Consider the following 21,947-nt stretch of genomic DNA (forward strand, 5'->3'; position numbering starts at 1 on the left):
GTCGTGCAGCCCGGTGCGCCGCGCGAAGCTGCTCACGCCGAGCGCGCCTAGGCGGCGGCGAGCGCGCCGCGGCCCCAGGGCGCGCCGGCGCGCTTGGCGTGCATGCGCTCCTGGGACCAGCCGGCCCACGCACCCGCAGGCGCGATGCCGTCGACGGTGTCGGGCCCTTGCATCTGCGGCGCGAGGCCGGCGTCGGCCGTCCCCGGCGCCGTTGCGCCAGACTGCACGGACTCGATCGCCTTGAGCAGCAGGCGTCGGTTGGCCATGATCACCTTGTCGCTGGTGCCCAGGTGCTCGCGCGTGCGGTCCTGGATGGCGCCCATGCTCTCCACTGCCCACTGGTCGTGCACGTTGATGTCTTCCTCGCCCATGCCCAGGAAGGTGCGGCTGCGCTGCTCGTCCGCGTCGAAGCCCCAGTGGTTGTGGCGCCCGGACTTCGGGATGTAGTCGGGCAGGGAGATGAACTGCAGCCGCTGCCTGCGCATCGCTTCCTTGTCCACGGGAGCGGCGAAGCTGGTGAAGAAGGAATACCAGTAGGTGTGCTCGTCGTCCACCGGCACGTGCATCTGGGTGATGGTGAGCGTCTCCGACAGCGGGATCACGAAGGTATGCGGGAAGATCGCCTGCGTGATGCGCACGTGCGTGAGGTCCTGCGTCATGCCGCGCAGCGCCGTGATCTGCAGGCCCCAGGGCCGGTTCTCGAAGGAGATGTCGGGCTGGTGGAACTCGCGCATGATGCGGCTCATGGGCCACTTCTCGCCCGCGATCGCGCCGGCGCTGGCGCTGCGGAACTGGCGGCCGGCGGCGTTGTCGCCCACGGCGTCCAGCGGATCGTCGTTCAGGAAACGGTGCAGGAAGGAAGGGTGCGCCGGATCGATTCCCACTTCGAAGGCCTGCAGCCAGTTGCAGTGCCACAGGCCCTTGAAGGCGAAGGTGTGCGTGGAGGGAGCGGCGAAGCAGTCGAAGCCCTGCGGAAAAGGCGGCGGCGCCCCCTCGCCGAACCAGGCGAAGAGGACGCCGCTGCGTTCCAGCACCGGATAGCTGCGCTGCTGCACTCGTTCGCACAGCTTGCTGCCGGTGGGCTCCGCCGGGGTTTCGAGGCAGCGGCCAGTGGCGTCGAACTTCCAGCCGTGGAAGGGGCAGCGCAGGCCGTCGCCCTCGTGGCGGCCGAAGGCGAGGTCCGCGCCGCGGTGGGGGCAGTCGCGATCCAGGAGGCCCCAGCGGCCGCCGGCGTCGCGGAACACCACGAGGTCCTGGCCCAGCACGCGCAGCGCCTTCACCGGCCGCTGCGCCATCCGCGGATCCAGCCGCGCATCGAACTCGTCGAGCAGCGCCACGGGTTGCCAGTAGCGGCGCAGCACGGCGCCGCACGCCGTGCCGGGGCCCACGCGCGTGAGCAGTTCGTTCTGTTCGGCCTTCATGCGGCGAAGGCCTGCCGAAGCTGGTCGGCGCACAGCCGCACCGCGTCGTTCGCTTCATCCAGCACGCGGCCCATGAGGGCGAAGCCATGCACCTGCCGTTCGAAGCAGACCTGCGTCGCGCGCGTCCCGGCCGCCGAGAGCTTGTGCGCGTACTGCAGGCCTTCGTCGCGCAGCGGGTCGTAGCCGGCGGTGAGCACGAAGGCGGGCGGCAGGCCGGCGTGGTCCGCATGCAGCAGGGGCGAGGCGCGCCAGTCCAGGTCCTGCGAACCGTCCGCGGCCAGGTAGTGGTCGTGGTAGTAGCGGATGCTGTCGCGCGTGAGCAGGTAGCCCTCGGCGTTGCTGGTGTGCGAGGGCCAGCCGCGGCGCTGGTCGGTCGCGGGATAGATCAGCAGCTGGAAGGCGATGGGCAGGTCGCCCGCGTCGCGCGCGGCGAGTGCGACCACGGCGGCGAGGTTGCCGCCTGCACTGTCGCCGCCGACCGCGATGCGGCGCGGGTCGACCTTCAGCGCGGCGGCGTTCGCGTGCACCCAGCGCGTGGCGGCGAGCGCATCGTCGGCCGCGGCCGGGAAGCGGTGTTCGGGCGCGAGGCGGTAGTCCACGGCGACGACGGCGCAAGCCGCCTGGTTCGCGAGCTGGCGGCAGAGCACGTCGTGGGTGTCGAGGTCACCGATGACCCAGCCGCCGCCGTGGAAGTAGACCAGAACCGGCAGCGTCGCCTCGGGCGAGGCGCCGGACGGCCGGTAGCTGCGCAGCGGGATGGCGCCGGCCGGTCCCGGTGCCTCGAGGGCCCGCACCGAGCCCACCTCCGGCGGGTCCGGCTGGGTGAAGGTGCGGCGCTCCAGGTAATAGGCGCGGGCCTGCGCAGCCGTGAGCGTGTGCACGGCCGGCACGCCCTTTTCCTCGATCAGGCGCAGCAGCGCGCGAGCCTGCGGATGCAGCATGCTTGTCTCCTTGGTTTTCTGGCCGCAGTGTAGGGGAGACTTGTTTATGCTTCCCACCATGAAGCTCTACAACTATTTCCGCTCGTCCGCTTCCTTCCGCGTGCGCATCGCGCTGGAACTCAAGGGCCTGGACTACGACTACCTTCCCGTGCACCTCGTCAAGGGCGAGCACAAGAGCGAGCGCTATGCCGCGGTGTCGGCCTCCGGGCTCGTGCCGACGCTGGAAACGGACGGCGGCGAGCTCCTGAGCCAGTCGATGGCCATCATCGAGTACCTCGACGAAACGCAGCCGCAGCCGCCGCTGCTGCCGGGGGATGCCCTCGGCCGCGCCCACGTGCGCGCCCTGGCGCAGCTGATCGCCTGCGAGATCCATCCGCTGAACAACCTGCGCGTGCTCAAGTACCTCGTGCGCGAGCTGCAGGTGAGCGAGGAGGCGAAGAACGCCTGGTACCGCCACTGGGTGCGCTCGGGCCTGGAACTGTTCGAGAAGGAGCTGCAGCGCCTGCCGGCCTCCACGTATTGCTACGGCAACACGCCCACGCTCGCCGACTGCTGCCTGGTGCCGCAGGTCTTCAACGGCAAGCGCTTCGACGTCGATTTCAGCGGCCTGACGCGGACCATGGCCGCTTTCGATGCATGCATGCAGCACCCGGCGTTCCAGAAGGCGCAGCCTTCCAGTTGCCCCGACAACGAGGCCTGAAGCGATGCGACCCGAATGGCCCTTGCCCGCGGGCGTGCGCTCGTGGTGCAGCGAGCGTGCGGGCGGCGTGTCGGCCGCGCCCTGGGACACCTTGAACCTGGGGGACCATGTGGGCGACGATCCGCTGGCGGTCGCGGAGAACCGGCGCCGTCATGCGCAGGAACTCGGTGCGCGGCCCGTCTTCCTGAAGCAGGTGCACGGCCGCGGCGTGGTGCGCGTGGACGCGGACGCGCCGGACGGCACCGAGGCGGATGCGTGCTGGACGGACGAGCGCGGCATCGCGTGCACGATGATGGTGGCCGACTGCCTGCCCGTGCTCGTGTGCGACCGCGCGGGCCGGTTCGTGGGTGCCGCCCACTGCGGCTGGCGCGGCCTCGCCGGCGGCGTGCTGGAAGCCTTGCATGCGGCGATGGCCGCGGGCGGCGCAGGCGAACTGTCCGCCTGGCTGGGGCCTTGCATCGGTCCCGCGGCCTTCGAGGTGGGGCCGGAGGTGCGCGCGGCATTCGTGAGCGACGACGCCGCGGCAGGCGCGCTGTTCCGTCCTCACGCGCAAGGCAAGTACCTTGCCGACCTTCCCGGACTCGCCCGCACCCGCCTTGCCGCACTGGGCGTGCGCGCGATCCACGGCAACGACGGCAGTGCCGCCTGGTGCACGGTCAGCAATCCCTCAAGGTTCTTTTCGCACCGGCGGGACCGCGTCAGCGGGCGCTTCGCCGCGAGCATCTGGCGCGGCTGAGGGCTGCTGCGCCTCCGCGCGCTGCCGCGCCGCGCGCCGCTTGCCATGGCCGAGGAGGTACCACATCAGTGCCGCCGGTCCGGCCCCGTAGAGCAGGAAGGTAAAGACCGCACCGAGAAGTGTGCCATTGGGGTGATTGGCCTCGGCGACGGCCATCATGAGCGCGACGTATAGCCAGCCGACGACGACGAGATTCATGCTGCCGCGCTTCGTTGAATGTTGCGGTGCAACATTGAAAATGGGATACTCCGGGAAACCCCGAATAAGACTATAGGAGACAACGTCATGCATTCTGACGTGGACTGGGCCGCGCAGGCCCGCCAGTTCCAGGACGGCATCGGCAAGCAGTGGGCGCAAGCCGTGCAAACCATGCAGCAGGGCGCGGGCCCGCTGACCAGCCTCAGCTTCCAGCCTGACAAGCTGATCGAACTGCAGCAGGCCTATGTGCGCGAGGCGAGCGAGCTGTGGAACCAGGGCCTGGGCCAGGCACCCAAGGGCGACAAGCGCTTCGCCGGTGATGCCTGGGCGCGCAACCCGGTCGCCGCGTTCTCCGCCGCGGTCTATCTCCTGAACGCGCGCACCTTGCTCGGGCTGGCCGAAGCGGCGGATGCCGACCCCAAGGTCAAGACCCGCCTGCGCTTCGCCGTCGAACAGTGGCTCGCCGCCTCGGCGCCGAGCAACTTCATGGCGCTGAATGCCGAGGCGCAGCAGAAGGCGATCGAGACCAAGGGCGAGAGCATCGCGCGCGGCATGCAGAACCTGCTGGCCGACCTGCAGCAGGGCCACGTTTCCATGACGGACGAGAGCGCGTTCGAGGTGGGCCGCAACGTCGCCACCACCGAAGGCGCGGTGGTGTTCGAGAACGAGCTGTTCCAGCTGGTCGAATACAAGCCGCTCACCAAGCAGGTGTACGAGCGCCCGTTCCTGGTCGTGCCGCCCTGCATCAACAAGTTCTACATCCTCGACCTGCAGCCCGAGAACTCCCTCGTGCGTTACCTGTCGGAGCAGGGCCACCGCACCTTCCTCGTGAGCTGGCGCAACCCCGATGCCTCGATGGAGGACAAGGGCTGGAACGACTACATCGGCGATGGCGTGATCCGCGCGATCGAAACGGTGCAGGACATCACGGGCGCCAAGACGATCAACGCACTTGGGTTCTGCGTGGGCGGCACGCTCCTGGGGACCGCGCTGTCCGTGCTGGCCGCGCGCAAGAAAAAGCCCGTGCAGTCGGCCACCTTCCTCACCACGCTGCTGGACTTCTCCGATTCCGGCGTGCTGGACGTCTTCATCGACGAGCACTCCGTGCAGTACCGCGAGCGGACCATGGGCAGCAAGGGCATGCTCAAGGGCAAGGAGCTCGCGTCCACCTTCAGCTTCCTGCGCCCGAACGACCTCGTGTGGAACTACGTGGTCGGCAACTACCTCAAGGGCGAGACGCCGCCGCCCTTCGACCTGCTGTACTGGAACAGCGATTCCACCAACCTGCCGGGCCCCATGTATGCCTGGTACCTGCGCAACACCTACCTGGAGAACAACCTGGTGAAGCCGGGCAAGGTGACGGTGTGCGGGGAAAAGGTGGACCTGTCGAAGGTGGACATCCCGGTGTACCTGTACGGCTCGCGCGAGGACCACATCGTGCCGGCCCCCGGCGCCTATGCCTCGGTGCAGCACCTGCCCGGCAAGAAGCGCTTCGTGATGGGCGCCTCGGGCCACATCGCCGGCGTGATCAACCCGCCCTCGAAGAACAAGCGTTCCTACTGGACCAACGACAAGCTGCCCGCGACCTACGAGCAATGGCTGGCCGGCAGCAAGGAACATCCCGGCAGCTGGTGGACCGACTGGACAGCCTGGCTCAAGCCGCACGGCGGCAAGCAGATCCCCGCGCCCAAGACCTACGGCAAGGGCGCGAAGTACAAGGCCATCGAGCCGGCGCCCGGCCGCTACGTCAAGGCGAAGGCCTGAGCGTTCCCACCCCGTCCCGCGCCCGGAGGGCGCGGGACACCCGACAGATCACCCTCGTCCCCAGTCCTTTGGAGTTCATCATGGAAGACATCGTCATCGTTTCCGCCGTGCGCACCCCCGTCGGCAAGTTCGGCGGCTCGCTCGCCAAGATCCCGGCCACCGAACTGGGCTCGATCGTGATCAAGGAGGCGCTCGCGCGCGCCAAGGTCGACCCGGCGCAGGTGGGCGAAGTCATCATGGGCCAGGTGCTGGCGGCCGGCGCCGGCCAGAACCCGGCGCGCCAGGCGCTGCTGAAGGCCGGCCTGCCCAAGGAGGTGCCGGGGCTCACGATCAATGCCGTCTGCGGCTCCGGCCTGAAGGCCGTGATGCTCGCCGCGCAGGCCGTGGCCTGGGGCGATGCCGAGATCGTGGTGGCCGGCGGCCAGGAGAACATGAGCGCCGCGCCGCACGTGCTGATGGGTTCGCGCGACGGCCAGCGCATGGGCGACTGGAAGATGCAGGACACGATGATCGTGGACGGCCTCTGGGACGTCTACAACCAGTACCACATGGGCGTGACGGCCGAGAACGTCGCCAAGGAACAGGGCATCGACCGCGCCGCGCAGGATGCGCTGGCGCTGGGCAGCCAGCAGAAGGCCGCCGCCGCCCAGGACGCGGGCAAGTTCAAGGACGAGATCGTGTCCGTGTCCATCCCGCAGAAGAAAGGCGACCCGGTCCAGTTCAGCGCGGATGAGTTCATCAACAAGAAGACGAGCGCCGAGGCGCTGGCTGGACTGCGCCCCGCTTTCGACAAGGCAGGCTCGGTCACCGCGGGCAACGCCTCCGGCCTCAACGACGGCGCGGCGGCGGTGGTGGTCATGAGCGCGAAGAAGGCCAAGGAGCTGGGCCTCAAGCCGCTGGCCACGATCAAGGCCTTCGGCACCACCGGCCTGGACCCCAAGGTCATGGGCATGGGCCCGGTGTCGGCCACCAAGAAGGCGCTGCAGCGCGCCGGCTGGAAGGCTTCCGACGTCGACCTGTTCGAGCTCAACGAAGCCTTCGCCGCCCAAGCGTGCGCCGTCAACAAGGCACTGGACATCGACCCGGCCAAGGTCAACGTGAACGGCGGCGCCATCGCCATCGGGCACCCGATCGGTGCGTCCGGCGCGCGCATCCTGGTCACGCTGCTGCACGAGATGCAGCGCCGTGACGCGAAGAAGGGCGTTGCGGCCCTGTGCATCGGCGGCGGCATGGGAGTTTCCCTTGCCGTGGAGCGCGCCTGACGCGCGCAGAATGAAACCCTAACTGCCTGGAGAAAGAACATGGCTCAGAAAGTGGCATATGTCACCGGCGGCATGGGCGGCATCGGCACCGCCATCTGCCAACGCCTGCACAAGGAAGGCTTCAAGGTCATCGCCGGTTGCGGCCCCACGCGCGACTTCAACAAGTGGCTCGACGAGCAGAAGGCGCTGGGCTATTCCTTCCACGCCTCGGTCGGCAACGTCGGCGAATGGGACTCCACGGTCGCCGCCTTCGGCAAGGCCAAGGCGGAGCACGGCAGCATCGACGTGCTGGTCAACAACGCCGGCATCACCCGCGACCGCATGTTCCTGAAGATGACGCGCGAGGACTGGGACAGCGTGATCGAGACCAACCTCAACTCCATGTTCAACGTGACCAAGCAGGTCGTCGGCGACATGGTGGAAAAGGGCTGGGGCCGCATCATCAACATCTCGTCGGTCAACGGCGAGAAGGGCCAGGCGGGCCAGACCAACTACTCCGCCGCCAAGGCCGGCATGCACGGCTTCTCGATGGCGCTCGCGCAGGAACTGGCCAACAAGGGCGTGACGGTCAACACCGTCAGCCCGGGCTACATCGGCACGGATATGGTCAAGTCGATCCGCCAGGACGTGCTGGACAAGATCGTCGCCACCATCCCCGTCAAGCGCCTGGGCGAGCCGGGCGAGATCGCCTCCATCATCGCGTGGCTGGCCGGCGAGGAAAGCGGCTACACCACCGGCGCCGACTTCTCGGTCAACGGCGGCCTGCACATGGGTTGAATGGATGGCGGCGCAGCCGCCACCGCAGGACACCAAGGCTCCGTCAGGAGCCTTTTTTTCGCCTCACTCGCTGACCATGTCCTCGATGACGAGGAAGCGGTAGCGCTGTCCGTAGCTGATGGGAAGGTCGTGCAGCACGTCCAGCACGTGGTCCGAGGTCATGGCGGCCGTGGCGTGCACGATCAGCGCGTGGTGGCCCTGGTGCGCCAGGTGCCGGAAGCGGCGCGCGGTCTCCACCTCGGTGCCGATCGAAGGCAGCAGCACGTCCTCGTATTCGTCGATCGCGTCGCTGATCTGCCGCTCGAACTCCTCGGGCCGGGCGATGCACAGGTCGTCCTCGCAGACCCCGTCGTGGCGCAGCAGCTCGCAGGCCCGTCGCGCATCGCGTTCGGTGGGCAACATCAGGACCATGTGTCCGGTGGGATAGAACACGCCGCGCATGTTGGTCATGCCGGCGTCGATGCTGAAGCTCTTCATGCGCTGTCTCCCTGTTGGCGAGGTCTAAAGTAGGATAGGCATGCCCGCGCCGGGGGCAAGCCAAAGACCCTGATCTAGGGAGGGGAGACGCGCTGCGCGGCTTACGCGACGATGTCCTCGATGACGAGCATGCGGTAACGCTGTCCGTACGAGATGGGCGCGTCCCTCAGCAGTTCGGTGACGCGGTCGGCGTCCGCCTGGTGCGGCACGTGCACCATCAGGCCGTGGTGCCCCTGCGCGGCGAACTCCGCGATGCGCCGTGCGGTGTCGCCCTCGGTGCCCGCGGAAGGCACGATCTTGTCGTCGCCGACCGCGTTGACGATGTGCCGCTGCACGTCGGCCGGGGTGAGGAACATCATCGCGTCCTCGGCGATCCCCTCACGCGCCAGTAGCTGGGCCGCATCGCGCGCCTGCTGTTCGCCGGGGAACATCAGCACCATCCAGCCCGTGGGGTAGAAGGTGCCGCGCATGGTGGTCATGCCCGAGTCGAGTTGAAATGGCCGCATGGGAGTCCTTTCTCTGCAGATTCTTGCGCCATTGCAGCGCAGCGGCGGAGACAGGCTTGTAGTCGGCCGCGGCAGGCGCGGGTAGGGCGTCGCGGACAGGCCGGGCCTAGGCGCGGTAGACCGCGAGCTCGGCGCTCACGAACGGCGTGTTCTTTTCACGCAGCGCGGCCGCCGCGTTGTCGTAGAGGAAGGGAAGGAAGGCGTAGCGGCGGCCGCGCCGCACCGGCGTCACCATGTGCAGCAGGGCCCCGGCGAAGACGATGGCGCTGCCGCGCGGAACCTTGTAGCAGCGCGTCCCGTACTCGGGAAAGCACAGCTCGCCCCCTTCGAAGTCGTTGTTCAGGTTGACGGACAAGGCGAAGCGTCGGTGCGCGGTGGCCTTGGTGGTGTTGTCCCGATGGCGGGCGAAGTGCCCTCCGGATTCCGCGTCGTAGCAGCCGACGATGTAGCGCTCCATGCGCGTCGCTTCGAAACAGTGCACCTTGCTGATCACCGGCACGACCGTGCGGGCCACCCGGTCCTGCACCGCCCTGATCAATTCGCCGTCCTGCAGCACGTGGTCGCTTCTTCGCTTGTGGTTCCCGTCGTGCAGGGCCACCGTCTTGCCCTCCACGTCGCGCATGAACCCCGACGGGCTGGCGCCCCCGGTTTCGTATTCGCCGATCAGGCGCTCGCACAGTTCCCGCGGGAACACTTCGGGCAGGATGATGATGGGCGCATGCATCTCGATGCCGCCGTAGTGGGAGACGGGGGCGAGGTGGGAGAGGTACCTGGCCAGGACGCGCCGGTCGCTGCCGTCCTCCTTGAACGGGAGCGCGGCCACCACCTGCAGGCCGGGATTGAGCACGACCCACTTGTGCCGCATGGGGCCCGGGCCTTCCAGGGGCAGCGCGCCGTACAGGCGGCTGACCGAGCCGTCGAAGTCCCAGAAATGGCGCATGCCCGGCGAGCACGCCTCGAGCCGTCCGCTGCTCTCGTCTTCGGGGTCGGTGCTGATGCCGAAGTACGTGATGCGGTCGTCGTTGAACAGCGCAGCGTGCGAGCGGCAGAACTCCAGTGCTTCCCGGGCGGGCTCTTCGCCCGCGCTGCCGAAGAAGCACAGGACGATGTAGCGTCCGCCGACGGTGTCGAACACGAAGTTCGGGTTGACCGTGCTGCGCTGCTTGAACCAGGGCGCGGGCTCCCCGAGCGAAAGCTTGCGGTAGACGTATTCGCTCACGGCCCCCTCCTGTCCGTAGCTGCCCGGCGCGAGGCAGCGCTTGCGGTCGATCCATCCTAGCAAGGAGGTGGAGGCAGGCGCAACGGCGGAGAAACCCGCCGGCCGGCTCTTTTCGGCTCGATCTTGGCCGCCGTTGCCTCCTGCGCCCGCCCCTGTTGCCAGGCCGCAGGGGGATTGCGGCCCCGGCGCGCCGCCGGGGAGCCGTGCGCGGACGCGAGACAATAGGGCGCGCATGGACCCACGAAACGACAAACGAGGCTGGCGGATGTCCGTCGCGCCGATGATGGACTGGACCGACCGGCACTGCCGCTACTTCCACCGGCTCATGAGCCGGCACACGCGGCTGTACACGGAGATGGTCACGACGGGCGCGCTGCTGCACGGGGACGTGCCGCGGCACCTCGATTTCGACGAGACCGAACACCCCGTCGCCCTGCAACTGGGAGGCAGCGAGCCGGCGGACCTGGCGCAGGCGGCGAAACTCGGCGCGCGCTGGGGCTACGACGAGATCAACCTCAACTGCGGCTGCCCCAGCGAGCGGGTGCAGCGCGGCGCCTTCGGCGCCTGCCTCATGTCCGAGCCACGGCTGGTGGCCGATTGCGTCAAGGCCATGGTCGATGCGGTGGAGGTCCCGGTGACGGTGAAGCACCGCATCGGCATCGACAAGGTGGAAAGCTACGAGTTCGTGCGCGACTTCGTCGGGACCGTCGCCGAGGCCGGCTGCGGCGTCTTCATGGTCCATGCGCGCAACGCGTGGCTCAAGGGCCTGTCGCCCAAGGAGAACCGGGAGATCCCGCCGCTGCGCTACGAGCTCGTGCACCGCCTGAAGCAGGAGTTCCCCGCCCTCGTGATCGCGATCAACGGGGGCGTCACCGCCGATGCGGTGGTGCATGCGGAACTGGACCGGGTGGACGGCGTGATGGTCGGCCGCGAGGCCTACCACCACCCCTGGTGGCTGGCGCGCTGGGACGCGCTGTACTACGGCGAGCCCGCTTCCGGGCTGCGGCGCGAGCAGGTGGAGGAGGCGATGGTGGCGTACATGGAGCGTGAACATGCGGCACGCGCCACGCCCTGGCATTCCATTGCCCGCCACATGATGGGCCTGTACAACGGGCTGCCGGGCGCTCGGCGCTGGCGCCAGGTGTGGAGCGACCATCGCCTCAAGGGCGAGCCGCCGCGCGAGGTGATGCGGCTCGCGCACGCCGGCGTGGCGCTGCGCACCGAAGACCTGGTCGGCTGACGGCGTACGGGCGACCAGCCCGGCCGTGAAACCGGGCTTGCGGTTCGGCGCCCAAATGCTTTAAACTTAAAATATCGAAGCCTGGAGCATCTCATGGACATCGTGTGCATCGGTGGCGGCCCAGCGGGCCTGTACTTCGCGCTCCTCATGAAGAAGCAGGATCCCTCGCACCGGATCCGGGTGGTCGAGCGGAACAAGCCCTACGACACGTTCGGCTGGGGCGTGGTGTTCTCCGACCAGACGCTGGGCAACCTGCAGGCGGCCGATGCGCAGACCGCCGGCGAGATCCTCGGGGCCTTCAACCACTGGGACGACATCGAGGTCAACATCCGCGGCCACCGCATGGTCTCCGGCGGCCACGGCTTCTGCGGCATCGGCCGCAAGCGCCTGCTCAACATCCTGCAGCGCCGCTGCGAGGAACTGGGCGTCGAGCTGGTGTTCGAGACCGATGCGCAGGGCGACCAGGACTACCCCGAGGCCGACCTGGTGATCGCGAGCGACGGCCTCAACAGCCGCATCCGCACCAAGTACGCCGCGAGCTACCAGCCCGACATCGACGTGCGCAAGTGCCGCTTCGTCTGGCTGGGCACGCACAAGAAGTTCGACGCCTTCACCTTCGCCTTCGAGGAAACGCCCTGGGGCTGGTTCCAGGCGCATGCCTACCAGTTCGACGGCGACACCTCCACCTTCATCGTCGAGACGCCGGAGGACGTGTGGCTGGCCGCCGGCATGGACAAGATGGAGAAGGAGGAGTCCATCGCCTTCTGCGAGGAGCTGTTCGCCAGGTACCTCGACGGCCACCGCCTCATGTCCAACGCCTCGCACCTGCGCGGCTCGGCCCAGTGGATCAAGTTCCCGCGCGTGGTCTGCAAGACCTGGACGCACGACAACGGCCGCGCGCCGGTGGTCCTGATGGGCGACGCCGCCCACACCGCGCACTTCTCGGTCGGCTCGGGCACCAAGCTGGCGCTGGAGGATTCGATCGAGCTGGCGCGCTGCATAGGCCGCAACCCCGGCGACCTCAAGCAGGCGCTGGCCGACTACGAGGCGGTGCGCAGCGTGGAGGTGCTGAAGATCCAGAACGCGGCGCGCAACTCCACCGAGTGGTTCGAGAACGTGGACCGCTACGTGAACCTGCCGCCGCAGCAGTTCGCCTATTCGCTGCTCACGCGCAGCCAGCGCATCAGCCACGAGAACCTGCGCCTGCGCGACAAGCACTACGTGGAGGATTACGAGGACTGGATGGCAGCGCTCGCCGGCGCCCATCGCACGGCGAACCAGCAGCCGATCCCGCCGATGTTCACGCCGTTCAAGCTGCGCGGCGTGACGCTGAAGAACCGCATCGTCGTGTCGCCGATGGCGCAGTACTCCTGTGTCGACGGCCTGCCGGCCGACTACCACCTGGTGCACCTGGGCGCGCGCGCCATGGGCGGCGCCGGCATGGTGGTGGCGGAGATGACCTGCACCTCGCCCGACGCCCGCATCACCCCCGGCTGCCCGGGCCTGTGGAACGAGCGGCAGCGCGATGGCTGGAAGCGCATCGTCGACTTCGTCCATTCCAATTCCGACGCGAAGATCGCCATGCAGCTAGGCCATGCCGGCCCCAAGGGGTCCACCCGCGTGCCATGGGAGGGCGGCGAGGACCAGCCGCTGGAATCCGGCAACTGGCCGCTGTTCTCCGCGTCGCCGCAGCAGTTCCTGGACGGCGTCAGCGACTGGGCCAGTCCCATGACGCGTGCCGACATGGATCGCGTGCGGGAAGACTTCGTGCGCGCCACCCGCTACGCCGCCGAAGCGGGCTTCGACTGGCTGGAGTTGCACTGCGCGCACGGCTACCTGCTGTCGGCCTTCATCTCGCCGCTGACCAACCAGCGCACCGACGACTACGGCGGCTCGCTGGAGAACCGCCTGCGCTACCCGCTGGAAGTGTTTCGCGCCATGCGCGCCGCCTGGCCGGCCGAGCGGCCGATGTCGGTGCGGATTTCCGCGCACGACTGGGTGGAAGGCGGCATCACGCCGGACGACGCGGTGGAGATCGCCCGCGCCTTCAAGGCCGCCGGCGCCGACCTGATCGACACCAGCTCGGGCCAGGTCAGCAAGAAGCAGAAGCCGGTCTACGGCCGCATGTACCAGACGCCGTTCGCCGACCGCATCCGCAACGAAGCCGGCATCGCCACGATGGCCGTGGGGGCGATCTCGGAAGCCGACCACGTCAACAGCATCATTGCGGCCGGCCGCGCCGACCTGTGCGCCGTGGCCCGCCCGCACCTGGCCAACCCGGCGTGGGCGCTGCTGGAAGCGGCGAAGATCGGCTACCACGACGTGCAATGGCCCCGGCAATACCTGTCCGGCAAGCAGCAGCTGGAACGCAACCTGGAGCGCGAGCGCTCCCTGGCACAACAACAGGAGACGAAGATTGAGCGATTCAACTGACCGCATCGACCCGGCCCTCGTGGCCGGCAACCGCAAGCAGCTGGCCGGCTACCGCGCCGAGCACTTCCTGTGGGAAGTGAAGGAGGGCGTGGCCACGGTCACGCTGAACCGACCCGAGCGGAAAAACCCGCTGACCTTCGACTCCTATGCCGAACTGCGCGACCTGTTCGGCCAGCTGAAATACGCGACCGACGTGCACGCCGTGGTGGTCACGGGCGCCGGCGGCAACTTCTGCTCGGGTGGCGACGTGCACGAGATCATCGGCCCGCTGGTGAAGCTCAAGGCGCCGGAGCTGCTGATGTTCACCCGCATGACCGGTGACCTGGTCAAGATGATGCGTGCCTGCCCGCAGCCCATCGTGGCGGCCATCGACGGCGTCTGTGCCGGCGCCGGCGCCATCGTCGCGATGGCTTCGGACCTGCGCTACGGCACGGCCCGCAGCAAGACCGCCTTCCTGTTCAACCGCGTGGGCCTCGCCGGCTGCGACATGGGCGCCTGCGCCATGCTGCCGCGCATCATCGGCCAGGGCCGCGCCAGCGAACTGCTGTACACCGGCCGCGCGCTGGGCGGCGAGGAGGGCGAGCGCTGGGGTTTCTTCAACCGCCTGTGCACGCCCGAGGCCCTGCTGCAGGACGCCCAGGCGCTCGCGCGCCAACTGGCGGAAGGCCCCAGCTTCGCCAACGGCATCACCAAGACCATGCTCCACCAGGAGTGGGCCATGACCATCGAGCAGGCGATCGAAGCCGAGGCGCAGGCCCAGGCGCTGTGCATGCTGACGCAGGACTTCACGCGCGCGTACGAGGCCTTCGTGGCCAAGCAGAAGCCGAAGTTCGAGGGAAACTGAAATGCATGCGAAGCACATGTCTCACCCTCTCCCGTTGGGAGAGGGCCGGGGTGAGGGCTGCTAGATGAGCGACCGCGCCTACCTGGACTGGCCGTTCTTCGAGGACCGCCACCGCACGCTCGCGCGCGAGCTCGACGCCTGGGCGGCGGAGCACGTCGCCCACATCCACGGCCCCGACGTCGACGCGGCCTGCAAGCAGCTCGTGCGCACGCTGGGGCAGGGCGGCTGGCTGCAGCACGCCGTCGGCGACCGCATCGACACGCGCGCGATCTGCATCCTGCGCGAGACCCTGGGCCGCCACAACGGCCTGGCGGACTTCGCCTTCGCCATGCAGGGGCTGGGCTCGGGCGCGATCAGCCTGCAAGGCACGCCGGCGCAGAAGGAGAAGTACCTGCCCCGTGTCGCGCGCGGCGAGGCGATCTCCGCCTTTGCGCTGTCGGAGCCGGACGCCGGCTCCGACGTCGCCGCCATGCAATGTGCCGCGCGCATCGACGGTGACCATGCCGTGCTCGATGGCGAGAAGACCTGGATCTCCAACGGCGGCATCGCCGACTTCTACGTGGTCTTCTGCCGCACCGGCGAGGCACCGGGCGCGCGCGGCATTTCCGCCTTCATCGTCGAGGCGGGCACCCCCGGCTTCGAGATCGCCGAGCGCATCGAGGTGATCGCCCCGCATCCGCTGGCCCGGCTGAAGTTCACGAACTGCCGCGTGCCGCTGGCCAACCGCGTCGGCGCCGCCGGCGAAGGCTTCAAGGTGGCGATGCGCACGCTGGACGTGTTCCGCACCTCCGTCGCCGCGGCGGCACTGGGCTTTGCCCGCCGCGCGCTGGACGAAGCGCTCAAGCGCGCCACCACCCGCAAGATGTTCAACGGCACGCTGGCCGACTTCCAGCTCACCCAGGCGAAGCTGGCGCAGATGGCGACCACGATCGACAGCGCCGCGCTGCTGGTCTACCGCGCCGCCTGGCAGCGCGACCAGGGCCGCACGGTCACCAAGGAAGCGGCGATGGCCAAGATGGCCGCCACCGAAGGGGCGCAGCAGGTGATCGATGCCGCCGTGCAGATGTTCGGCGGCCTGGGCGTCAGGAGCGGCGAGCCGGTCGAACAGCTTTACCGGGAAATCCGCAGCCTGCGCATCTACGAAGGCGCCACCGAGGTGCAGCAGCTGATCATCGCGCGCGAATTGCTCAAGGAGTCGAAGGAATGAACCAAGCTACGAAGCCGCAGGCGATCCTGCCCGATGGCTGGGCCAGGCCCAAGGGCTACGCGAACGGCGTGGTGGCGCAAGGCCGCCAGCTGTTCATCGCCGGCATGATCGGCTGGGACGGCGACCAGCGCTTCCACACCGACGATTTCGGCGGCCAGGCGCGCCAGGCGCTGCAGAATGTCGCCGACGTGCTCAAGGCCGCCGGCGGGACCGGCGAGAATATCGTCCGGATGACCTGGTACGTGACCGACAAGCGCGAATACCTGGCTGCGGGCCGCGCGGTGGGCCAGGCCTTTCGCGAGATCATCGGCAGCTACACCATCGCGATGACCGCGGTGGAGGTGAAGGCCCTGATCGAGGACCGTGCCAAGGTCGAGATCGAATGCACTGCAGTCCTGCCGGACTGATTCTGAACCTGGAGTTGCCATGGCCGCCAAAGCCTCTTTCCACTGGGACGACCCCCTCCTGCTGGAGCAGCAGATCAACGAAGACGAGCGCGCCGTGCGCGACGCGGCCCGCGCCTATTGCCAGGAGAAACTGGCCACCCGCGTGCTGGAGGCCTTCCGCCACGAGAAGACGGACGTGTCCATCTTCCGCGAGATGGGCTCGCTGGGCCTGTTGGGCCCCACCATCCCCGAGCAGTACGGCGGGGCCGGCCTGAACTACGTGTGCTACGGCCTGGTGGCGCGCGAAGTGGAGCGCGTCGATTCGGGCTACCGCTCGATGATGTCCGTGCAGTCCTCGCTGGTGATGGTGCCGATCAACGAGTTCGGCAACGAGCAGACCAAGCAGAAATACCTGCCCAGGCTGGCCAGCGGCGAGTGGATCGGCTGCTTCGGCCTGACCGAGCCGAACCACGGCTCCGACCCGGCCAGCATGATCACCCGTGCGCGCAAGGTCGACGGCGGCTACAAGCTCACCGGATCCAAGATGTGGATCACCAACTCGCCGATCGCCGACGTGTTCGTGGTCTGGGCCAAGGACGACGCGGGCGCGATTCGCGGCTTCGTGCTGGAGAAGGGCTGGAAGGGCCTGTCGGCACCCGCCATCCACGGCAAGGTCGGCCTGCGCGCGTCCATCACCGGCGAGGTCGTGATGGACGAGGTCTTCTGCCCCGAGGAGAACGCCTTCCCCGAGGTGCGCGGCCTGAAAGGTCCTTTCACCTGCCTGAACTCCGCCCGCTACGGCATCGCCTGGGGCGCGCTGGGCGCGGCCGAGGACTGCTGGCACCGCGCCCGCCAGTACGTCCTGGACCGCAAGCAGTTCGGCAAGCCGCTCGCCGCCAACCAGCTGGTGCAGAAGAAACTGGCCGACATGCAGACCGAAATCACGCTGGGCCTGCAGGGCTGCCTGCGCCTGGGCCGCATGAAGGACGAAGGCACGGCCTCGGTCGAGATCACCTCGATCATGAAGCGCAACTCCTGCGGCAAGGCGCTGGACATCGCCCGCGTCGCGCGCGACATGATGGGGGGCAATGGCATCAGCGACGAGTTCGGCGTCGCCCGGCACCTGGTGAACCTGGAAGTCGTGAACACCTACGAAGGCACGCACGACATCCACGCCCTGATCCTCGGCCGCGCACAGACCGGCATCGCCGCGTTCTGACCGGTCCCCTGGCCCTCCCCTGCGGGGGAGGGTGGGGGTGGGGGCACTCCGCTCCATCGCACGGACCACATCGCCCATGTCTTCCGCCTTCATCCCCTACGGCCAATACTGGTCCACGCCCTTCGCCCGCTGGCAGGGGTCCCTGGCCCACCTGCACAGCCTGGAGTTCGCAGCCTGGAACAGCCGCCGCGAGATCGCGGCGCGCGGGCTGCAGCAGGCACCCATCGACCACGGCGTGCTGGGACTCACCGTCCCGCAGCAGGGCTGCTTCTACGGCCTGCCCTGGGCCATGGGCCTCATGGGTTTCGAAGGGGTGGGCGGGCCTTCCGTCGCACAGGCGTGCGCGACCTCGGCGCGCTGCCTCGCGATGGCGGCCGACGAGGTGAATGCGGGCCGTGCCTCCTGTGCCTTCGTGCTCACGGCGGACCGCGTGAGCAACGGGCCGCAGCTCTATTACCCGGACCCGCAAGGCCCGGGCGGCAGCGGCCGCCAGGAGAACTGGGTGCTGGACAATTTCCGCGAGGACCCGTTCGCGAAGGTCGCGATGGTCCAGACCGGCGAGAACGCGGCGCGCAAGCACGGCATCACGGGTGCCGAGCAGAACGAGGTCACGCTGCTGCGCTATGCGCAGTACCAGGATGCGCTGGCGCACGACCACGCCTTCCAGCGCCGCTACATGCGGCTGCCTTTCGAGGTGCCGGATGCGCGCTTGCGCAAGACCGTCGCCCGGCTCGAAGGCGACGAGGGCGTGCATGCCACGACACGGGAAGGGCTGGCGAAGCTGGAGCCTGTCGTGCCCGGCGGCACCATCACCTACGGCGGGCAGACGCATCCGGCCGACGGCCACGCGGCGATGTTCGTGTGCTCGCGCGAGCAGGCCAGGGCGCTGTCCACCCGGCCGGAGATTTCCATCGAGCTGCTGGCCTTCGGGCAGGCGCGGGTGGAGAAGGCGCACATGCCGCTGGCACCGGTGCCGGCAGCACGCGCGGCGCTGCGGCAGGCAGGCCTGGCGGCCGAGCGGGTCACGCACGTGAAGACGCACAACCCCTTCGTCGTCAATGACATCGTGCTGTCGCGCGAGATGGGCTTTGCGATCGAGCGCATCAACCGCTACGGCTGCTCGCTGGTCTGGGGCCATCCACAGGGGCCCACGGGCTTGCGCAGCGTGATCGAGCTGGTCGAGGAGATGGTGCAGGACGGCGGCGGCATCGGCCTGTTCACCGGCTGCGCCGCCGGCGACACGGCGATGAGCGTGGTCCTGAAGGTGGACGGCGCGCGATGAGCGCGGCACCCGCACTCGCGGGACGGGTGCACGCCAGCATCGTCGCGATGCTGGCGGACACGGCGGCGGCTTTCCCGGCCCACGAGGCCGTGGTCCTTGGCGACACGCGCTGGACCTACGACGGCCTGCGGCGCATCGTCGCCGGGCTGGCGGCGCTGCTGCGCGCGCAGGGCGCGCCGGGGACGCGGGTCGCGACTGTCTTGCCGAACTCGCTGCTGGCCTGCGCTGCACCGTACGCCGTCGCCGCGGCCGGTGCGCAACTGGTGCCGCTCAATCCGCTCTACACGGCGCGCGAGCTGCACTACATGGTGCGCGATGCGGCGCCGCGGCTGCTGCTCGTGGACGACGCGCTGGCGCCGAAGATCGAAGCCCTGCTTGCGGAAATTCCGTCCTGTACCGTGCTGCGCGCTTCGCAGCTCGACGCGCACCTGGCGGCCTGGCGGCAGGACCCAGCGCTGGCGATCCCGCCGGCGTGGCTGCCGGACGGCGGGGATGCCGGCCTGCTGCAATACACGGGCGGCTCCTCCGGCTTTCCCAAGGGTGTGATCCTCACGCACGCCGCGCTGAGCACCAACGTCAGCCAGCGCGAGAGCCTGCTGCCGGTGGCCCGCGGGCGCGAGCGCGTGCTGTGCGTGATGCCCTTGTTCCACTCCTATGCGATGGCGATGGGCCTGTTCCTGTGCGGCCACGCGGGCGCGGCGCTGGTGGTGCAGCCCGGCTACCACCCGGAGCGCCTGCTCGAGGCGATCGCGCGCGAACGCATCACCATCTTCCCCGGCAGCCCGACCATCTTCACCGGCCTCATGCAGCACGCCGCCTTCGCGCGCACGGACTGGTCGCGCGTGCACACCTGCTACTCCGGCTCGGCGGCGCTCCCGCGCGAGACGCTGGAGCGCTGGCAGGCCGCCAGCGGGGCTCCCATTTACGAAGGCTACGGCCAGACCGAGGCGGGGCCGGTGCTGAGCTTCAATCCCGCGGCCGGCCCGGTGAAGGTCGGCTCCGTCGGCATCGCCGTCGCCGGCACCGAACTGCAGGTCGTGGACCTGGAGCAGGGCACGCGCGTGCTGCCCGCGGGCGAGCGCGGCGAGATCCGCGCGCGGGGGCCGCAGATCATGCGCGGCTACCTCAACCTGCCGGCCGAGACGGCGGAGGCGCTGCGCGAGGGCTGGCTGTACACGGGCGACATCGGCGAGTTCGACGCGGACGGCTACCTGTACATCCGCGACCGTAAGAAGGACCTGGTCATCGTCGGCGGCTACAACGTCTACCCGCGCGAGGTGGAAGAGGTGCTGTTCACGCATCCCGACGTGGCCGAGGCCGCGGTCGTGGGCCAGCCCGACGCGTACCGCGGCGAGATCCTGCGCGCCTTCGTGGTGCTGCGCCCGGGCCGTGTTTTCGACGAGGAAGCGCTCAAAGCCTTCTGCGCGCAGCAGCTCGCGCGCTACAAGGTGCCGGCTCGCATCGAAGCGCTGGATGCGCTGCCAAAGACCAGCGTGAACAAGACGGACAAGAAAGTGCTCAAGGCGCGCGTGGCCGCCTGAAGCTCACTCCTCGTCGTCTTCGCCGGCGTCCTGCGCCAGCCCGGCGTGCATTTCGATCATCTGCTTGAGCGTCTTCTTCAGCTCGTTGGAGCGGGCCAGGCCGAAGGGTTCCAGCACCCGGTGCTCGTGCTCCTTGGCCATGTCGATCAGTCCCGCCACCAGCTTGTCGCCGCCCGGCGTGATCTGGATCAGGGTGATGCGCCGGTCGCTCTCGTGGGCGATGCGGCGCACGTGGCCGCGCGCCTGCAGTCGGTCGACCACCCGCGTGAGGGTCGGCTGCTTCATGGTCGTCAGGCGCGCCAGCGCGCCTATGCTCATCGGCTCCGCGCCGTCCAGGCTCGCGAGCACGCGCCAGTCCGAGACCGTGAAGCCCTTGGCCGTCACGATGCGGTGGAACTCGCCGGAGATCAGGTGGCTGGCCTGCGCGAGCAGGGCCGGCAGGTAGTCGTCGACGAACGCGGCCTCCGTGGGCTTGCCCCGTTTGCTCATGACTGCATTGTCGTTTCTCCCGACCCCAGAGTTCTTGACAGCTCAATATATGAAAAGTAATGTACATGCGCAAGCGGGCTGCCATGGGGTCGCCGCATCACAGGAGAAACCACCGAGATGAAGATCGCCATCCTGGGCGGCGGCCACGGCTGCTACGCCGCCGCCGCCGACCTGTCCGAAGCCGGACACGAAGTTCGCCTGTGGCGCCGCGACGCCGCCGCGCTGAAACCCGTCATCGACACGGGCAGCATCGTCCTGAAGGACGCCGACGGGCCGCGCCCGGTGAAGATCGCCCGCGCCACGGCCGACATCGGGCAGGCGCTGGCAGGCGCGCAGCTCATCGTGCTGCCCTCGCCGGCCATCGCACAGGAAGACATCGCCCGCGCCATGGCGCCCCACCTGCAGGACGGCCAGGTCGTGTTCCTGCCGCCGGGCACCTTCGGCAGCTTCGTGATGGCGCGCATCGTGCGCCAGGCCGGCAACCGCGCCGACGTGGCCTGGGCCGAGACCGGCACGCTGCCCTACCTGGCGCGCAAGCACGGCGAGCGCGAGGTGAACGTGACCATCCGCGCGGTGCGGCTGCCCACCGGCGTGTATCCGGCACGCAAGTCGGAACATGCGCTGGCCGTGATCCGCGAGGCCTATCCCAGCGTGCATGGCTGCGGTGACGCGCTGTCCGGCGCGCTGATGAACGCCGGCCCGATCATCCATCCGCCGCTGATCGTCATGAACGCGGCGCCGCTGCAGCACTTCGAGCGCTGGGACATCCACAACGAAGGCACCCAGCCTTGCGTGCGCGCGGTCACCGATCGCCTGGACCTGGAGCGCGTGGCCGTGCGCGAGGCGCTGGGCTATGGCGCGCCGCACTATCCCCTGTCCGACCACTACAACAACGACCAGTGGATGTACGGCGACGCCCACAAGAAGCTGGTGAAGTCCGGCGACTGGCGCGAGCACATCGACCTGCACACGCACCGCTACGTGAAGGAAGACACCGAGCTGGGCCTGGCCTTCCTGGCCTCGGTCGCGCGCTGGGTCGGCGCCGATGCGCCGATCGCGCAAGGCCTGCTGGCCATCGCCGGCGGCTGGCAAGGCCGCGACCTGCGCCAGGGCCCACGCACGCTGGAAGGCCTGGGCCTGCACAAGCTCGACCGCGCGGCGCTGCAGCAACTGCTGCACGAGGGCGAATGAGACACCCTGTGTCAACCCCCTGCTGCGGCGAGCTGCAACATGGCGCCTGTGTGACGCTGGACGTCGTATGGCTGGCGGTCTCTCCAAGCGCGCCAGATGACGCGCAGCCAAGCG

The 21,947-nt window shown here is 68.9% G+C and carries 20 protein-coding genes and 1 pseudogene; 14 read left to right on the forward strand and 7 right to left on the reverse strand.

Going from position 1 to position 21,947, the window contains the following annotated elements; translation table 11 throughout:
* Positions 1 to 47: 47 nt before the first annotated feature.
* Positions 48 to 1,421: a Rieske 2Fe-2S domain-containing protein gene (locus AC3EGR_RS25160; protein WP_488549274.1), complete on the reverse strand. Its 1,374-nt coding sequence runs from the start codon at positions 1,419 to 1,421 to the stop codon at positions 48 to 50.
* A complete protein-coding gene (locus AC3EGR_RS25165; RefSeq protein ID WP_488549275.1) occupies positions 1,418 to 2,362 on the reverse strand; it encodes an alpha/beta hydrolase in 945 nt (314 codons plus the stop codon). Before AC3EGR_RS25165 ends, AC3EGR_RS25160 begins: the two co-directional genes overlap by 4 nt.
* A 58-nt stretch (positions 2,363 to 2,420) precedes the next feature.
* Here AC3EGR_RS25165 and maiA point away from each other — a divergent pair, with 58 nt between their 5' ends.
* Positions 2,421 to 3,062: a maleylacetoacetate isomerase gene (maiA, locus tag AC3EGR_RS25170; protein ID WP_488549276.1), complete on the forward strand. Its 642-nt coding sequence runs from the start codon at positions 2,421 to 2,423 to the stop codon at positions 3,060 to 3,062.
* A gap of 4 nt (positions 3,063 to 3,066) precedes the next feature.
* Positions 3,067 to 3,798, forward strand: coding sequence for a peptidoglycan editing factor PgeF (gene pgeF / locus AC3EGR_RS25175; RefSeq protein WP_488549277.1), 732 nt, complete (start codon positions 3,067 to 3,069; stop codon positions 3,796 to 3,798).
* Here the strand turns inward: pgeF and AC3EGR_RS25180 are convergent.
* Positions 3,730 to 3,996, reverse strand: a complete 267-nt coding sequence (locus tag AC3EGR_RS25180) for a hypothetical protein (protein WP_488549278.1) — start codon at positions 3,994 to 3,996, stop codon at positions 3,730 to 3,732. The two genes, pgeF and AC3EGR_RS25180, sit on opposite strands and share 69 nt — an antisense overlap.
* Before the next feature lie 87 nt (positions 3,997 to 4,083).
* On the opposite strand from AC3EGR_RS25180, the gene phaC reads away from it, so the two are divergent.
* From phaC to phbB, 3 genes are all read left to right on the forward strand, one after another.
* Positions 4,084 to 5,760 (forward strand): class I poly(R)-hydroxyalkanoic acid synthase, encoded by a 1,677-nt coding sequence (phaC, locus tag AC3EGR_RS25185; protein WP_488549279.1) that lies wholly within the window; start codon positions 4,084 to 4,086, stop codon positions 5,758 to 5,760.
* Positions 5,761 to 5,840: 80 nt separating this feature from the next.
* Positions 5,841 to 7,022, forward strand: coding sequence for an acetyl-CoA C-acetyltransferase (locus AC3EGR_RS25190; RefSeq protein ID WP_488549280.1), 1,182 nt, complete (start codon positions 5,841 to 5,843; stop codon positions 7,020 to 7,022).
* A 39-nt stretch (positions 7,023 to 7,061) separates the two neighbouring features.
* Entirely contained in the window at positions 7,062 to 7,799 is a 738-nt protein-coding gene (phbB, locus tag AC3EGR_RS25195) for an acetoacetyl-CoA reductase (protein ID WP_488549281.1), read from the forward strand.
* A 63-nt stretch (positions 7,800 to 7,862) separates the two neighbouring features.
* Here phbB and AC3EGR_RS25200 read toward each other — a convergent pair whose 3' ends face one another.
* The 3 genes from AC3EGR_RS25200 to AC3EGR_RS25210 form a co-directional block, all read right to left on the reverse strand.
* On the reverse strand, positions 7,863 to 8,276 hold the full coding sequence (locus tag AC3EGR_RS25200) for a hypothetical protein (RefSeq protein ID WP_488549282.1): 414 nt from the start codon (positions 8,274 to 8,276) through the stop codon (positions 7,863 to 7,865).
* 101 nt (positions 8,277 to 8,377) lie between these two features.
* Positions 8,378 to 8,782 carry an RNA-binding protein gene (locus AC3EGR_RS25205; RefSeq protein WP_488549283.1) on the reverse strand — a complete coding sequence of 135 codons (405 nt, stop codon included), beginning with the start codon at positions 8,780 to 8,782 and terminating at the stop codon, positions 8,378 to 8,380.
* 106 nt (positions 8,783 to 8,888) lie between these two features.
* On the reverse strand, positions 8,889 to 10,001 hold the full coding sequence (locus AC3EGR_RS25210; protein WP_488549284.1) for a 2OG-Fe(II) oxygenase: 1,113 nt from the start codon (positions 9,999 to 10,001) through the stop codon (positions 8,889 to 8,891).
* 196 nt (positions 10,002 to 10,197) lie between these two features.
* Here AC3EGR_RS25210 and dusA point away from each other — a divergent pair.
* From dusA to AC3EGR_RS25250, 8 genes and pseudogenes are all read left to right on the forward strand, one after another.
* Positions 10,198 to 11,241 (forward strand): annotated as a pseudogene (gene dusA / locus AC3EGR_RS25215) (tRNA dihydrouridine(20/20a) synthase DusA); the annotation flags it as partial.
* A gap of 93 nt (positions 11,242 to 11,334) precedes the next feature.
* Positions 11,335 to 13,674, forward strand: coding sequence for a bifunctional salicylyl-CoA 5-hydroxylase/oxidoreductase (locus tag AC3EGR_RS25220; protein WP_488549285.1), 2,340 nt, complete (start codon positions 11,335 to 11,337; stop codon positions 13,672 to 13,674).
* Positions 13,658 to 14,518 (forward strand): enoyl-CoA hydratase family protein, encoded by an 861-nt coding sequence (locus AC3EGR_RS25225; RefSeq protein ID WP_488549286.1) that lies wholly within the window; start codon positions 13,658 to 13,660, stop codon positions 14,516 to 14,518. The genes AC3EGR_RS25220 and AC3EGR_RS25225 overlap by 17 nt, the downstream gene beginning before the upstream one ends.
* A 64-nt stretch (positions 14,519 to 14,582) precedes the next feature.
* Entirely contained in the window at positions 14,583 to 15,725 is a 1,143-nt protein-coding gene (locus AC3EGR_RS25230; RefSeq protein ID WP_488549287.1) for an acyl-CoA dehydrogenase family protein, read from the forward strand.
* Complete coding sequence (locus AC3EGR_RS25235; RefSeq protein WP_488549288.1) at positions 15,722 to 16,132, forward strand: RidA family protein; 411 nt, start codon at positions 15,722 to 15,724, stop codon at positions 16,130 to 16,132. Before AC3EGR_RS25230 ends, AC3EGR_RS25235 begins: the two co-directional genes overlap by 4 nt.
* A 19-nt stretch (positions 16,133 to 16,151) precedes the next feature.
* Complete coding sequence (locus AC3EGR_RS25240; protein ID WP_488549289.1) at positions 16,152 to 17,330, forward strand: acyl-CoA dehydrogenase; 1,179 nt, start codon at positions 16,152 to 16,154, stop codon at positions 17,328 to 17,330.
* Between the two features lie 76 nt (positions 17,331 to 17,406).
* Positions 17,407 to 18,612, forward strand: a complete 1,206-nt coding sequence (locus AC3EGR_RS25245; RefSeq protein WP_488549290.1) for a thiolase family protein — start codon at positions 17,407 to 17,409, stop codon at positions 18,610 to 18,612.
* Positions 18,609 to 20,153: an AMP-binding protein gene (locus AC3EGR_RS25250; protein WP_488549291.1), complete on the forward strand. Its 1,545-nt coding sequence runs from the start codon at positions 18,609 to 18,611 to the stop codon at positions 20,151 to 20,153. Before AC3EGR_RS25245 ends, AC3EGR_RS25250 begins: the two co-directional genes overlap by 4 nt.
* A gap of 3 nt (positions 20,154 to 20,156) precedes the next feature.
* Here the strand turns inward: AC3EGR_RS25250 and AC3EGR_RS25255 are convergent, their stop codons facing one another.
* Positions 20,157 to 20,642: a MarR family winged helix-turn-helix transcriptional regulator gene (locus tag AC3EGR_RS25255; RefSeq protein WP_488549292.1), complete on the reverse strand. Its 486-nt coding sequence runs from the start codon at positions 20,640 to 20,642 to the stop codon at positions 20,157 to 20,159.
* A 117-nt stretch (positions 20,643 to 20,759) separates the two neighbouring features.
* On the opposite strand from AC3EGR_RS25255, the gene AC3EGR_RS25260 reads away from it, so the two are divergent.
* Positions 20,760 to 21,833, forward strand: coding sequence for an NAD/NADP octopine/nopaline dehydrogenase family protein (locus tag AC3EGR_RS25260; RefSeq protein ID WP_488549293.1), 1,074 nt, complete (start codon positions 20,760 to 20,762; stop codon positions 21,831 to 21,833).
* The last annotated feature ends 114 nt before the right edge of the window (positions 21,834 to 21,947 follow it).

Source organism: Ramlibacter sp. G4-7, from assembly GCF_057784995.1.